This is a genomic window from Bradyrhizobium sp. UFLA05-153 (assembly GCF_054185185.1).
Map to the genome: position 1 here is coordinate 1 of NZ_JBBIAM010000273.1, position 2,860 is coordinate 2,860.

2 protein-coding genes are annotated in these 2,860 nt (G+C 56.2%); both read right to left on the reverse strand.

Annotated features, from left to right (window positions below; genetic code table 11):
* Window positions 1-30: 30 nt before the first annotated feature.
* Entirely contained in the window at window positions 31-1,089 is a 1,059-nt protein-coding gene (locus Q2941_RS51160) for a DUF2254 family protein (RefSeq protein WP_458197479.1), read from the reverse strand.
* Between the two features lie 347 nt (window positions 1,090-1,436).
* Window positions 1,437-2,450, reverse strand: coding sequence for an AraC family transcriptional regulator (locus tag Q2941_RS51165; protein WP_458197478.1), 1,014 nt, complete (start codon window positions 2,448-2,450; stop codon window positions 1,437-1,439).
* Window positions 2,451-2,860 lie beyond the last annotated feature (410 nt).

The following is a 2,860-nucleotide window of genomic DNA, read 5'->3' on the forward strand; positions in this document are numbered from 1 at the left end:
ATGGTGATCACGATGCTCTGGAATGGGTGATCACGATGGCCTGGAATCGGTGATCACGATCGGCTGGAACGCGCAGTCGGTGCGCAGATCGCGCTCACCAACTGTGCGCAGCATGCGGTGCAGCTGATCGATTGCGAGCACCGCTGTGGTCGGATCATTGATCGCCGGTGACAATGCCCTCAGCGCGATATCGACGACGATGCGAAACGCGAAGGTAGGGTCCTGGTCCATGGTGCGTTCGGAGCCGAACGCCACTGAGGTGAGCAAGGGTTCCTCATCGATCGAACGAACGCCGCCGAAAAGATCAAACAGGGGATCGCCCGTTGCGACAAAATCGCCGACCTGAGGTGCGAATTCGATGACGCAATCCGAATTTTCGGCCAAAGCCAGTAGCCTTCCGATATTGACTGCGAGAACAATGCCCGAGGGCCCCCGATGTCTGATGATGCGATCGGGAGTGGCAGGTTTGAGAAATCCATTCTCGGTGACCGGATCCGAGCTCAGCCTAGGATACACGTTTTCAATGACCGTGATTCCATTGTTGCCGACACTCGACAGAACGCTGATGGGCCGCAATAGTCGTGAGGCGTAATCGATCAAATAAAAGAAGGCCGCGAACGAAATTATGCCAAGCAGCGTGGCCGTCAATACCAGTAGCTGGTAGGGCCCTTCATCCAGTCTATTTTGCGCCGCTAGCGCAAACATCAGCGTAAATATTAATAATGCGACAGTGTATTTGACGACGTCGTTCCGCAGCAATATCGTGGCGATGATCCGAGGCGTCAATTGCGCGCTGGCGACCTGAATCGCTACCAGCAGCGAGCCAAACGTGAAGACGACGAATGCCAACGTCGCGGAGACGAAAGCCTCAAGCAGAGTTTTCGCTCCAGCCGTATCGAGGCCCAGAAGGCTCCAACCGAGCCAAATGTCCAGTCGATGCAGCATCCTCACTGCGATGAGGGCAAGTGGAATCGCAAAAAATGGAACCACCCAAAGGGAGGACCTGAGATAGCTCTCGAACACGTATCGCTGATTCCATCTCATCGGTGTGATGTTCAGGTCGAAAAGCCCAAAGGCGTTGACATGCATCAAGAGGGCCGACTTTAGCGCCGATATTCCGCTCCGAAGCGCTGGAGTGCGTTCTCGCAAATTTTGTAGAGCATGGACCCGTTCCATAGGCCGCCGGCGCGAACAAAATTTTGCTTCCAGCTGTGGGATAGTTGACGGTCGAAGCTACGGCCAGAAGGACGCCGACGAGATCGCGTTCCGGGGCGAAGCGGACATCCGCAACCGTCTACGGCAGTTGTGGGTCAAAATGCGAAGAACTCAATCCGAGCAAGTCAAGTCCGCAATGCCCCACGGAGCGGACTTCAATGAGGGCTGCCGCCGCTTCGCTGAGACTTATGCACAGCAGCAATTACGTCTTGGCTGATCCATTACCGTGGCGTGCATGTCGGCACGCTTGAAAACGGCGTTAATCCCTCCCCGCGAGAGCAACGCACGCCACGTGGCGAATCGCCAAAGCGAGCCCGGAACAATCGATTGAAATGCGAAACATCCGAGAAGCCGACTTCTAACGCGATGTCGGAAATTCGCTGTGTGCTTGCGTGAGACTCAGTTAGCAGCTCGAACGCCCGTTGGAGACGTAACTCATTCACGTGCCCGGTGAACGATGATCCTGATGACGCGATCAAGCGCTGTAGATAGCGAGGTGAGATGCCTTGGCAGTGGGCTACCGTCTCGACGCTAAGCTCTGGCTGCTGAAAGTGTGCCGCGATGTAATCGAGGGCGGCGCTGTAGCGCGCAGCCCCGACCGCGCTCACACTGCTCTCGCCTAAGGGAGTGCGCTCGCCGATCGCGAGCGCCACGAGGTCATGGATGTGAGCCAGGACCGCATCACGCAGACTGGGTGCGGCCAGTGCTCCATCCTTAAATGCCGACTTTAGATAAGTCATGAGCAGTCGGAGCGCTTCAGTTCGGTGAGAAATCGGCCGCATGGCGCGGCTTTCGACATTCGCCACCCGCTGCGCAAGCGCGTCGCGGGGCACGGCCAGACCGAATAGTAATCCGTCGACATAGGTGACGGTGGCGGGCTCCGAATGCAGAATTGCGATTGCGTCGCCGGCGCGAAGCTCAACTTGCTGGCAGCGCTGCGACAGCAGACTTCTGCCGGGAGAGCAGACGATGACTCCGATCGAGTCGTCACCATCAGTAATGCTCGCTCGCAGGCGCTTGAATCGCATGGAAGAGCCTTTCAGTGCGAGCCTGCGCAACCCCCGGACGGCTTGCAGCGTTGCGTCAGCCTGAAACGGAACATCCGATAGGGGCTCGATATCGACGTGGACTATGCCTCGCCCAAAGTTCTCTCGCCATAGTGGGACTCTCATCCGCTCCGGAAGCTCGCGCGTCGAGAATCGATGCGATGCGAATTCGGCTGCGTCCGTAGACATGGGGACCTCCAGCCTTGATAAGACGTCGGGATTAGATGCTGCGACAAATTACGGTCAGTATCTGTGATTTGCAGTTCGTGCACTGACATACTCTTAGGCCGTGCGCATGAGTCCAAGAAGTTGCACCATTGACGTGCTAGTGTCATTCACCTCTGATCGATGCTGATGTGAACTGGTTCACGTGGCGGCCAGAAAATTACGCCTATAGTGATTGTGAAAGCGTGGCGCCAAAAATCGCCATTAAGAGGTGACGGTGGTGATGGCTCTATTTCTAATTGCTGCCATCGGATCCAGTTTAGAGATCTCTGGCGGGTGTCAGCGCGAATCCAGTTTCTAGCGTCATTCGCGATTGGTCGAAATCAACGACCTGTTCTGTAGAACCGACAGTTCTCTGATACCGATTTCGTGTC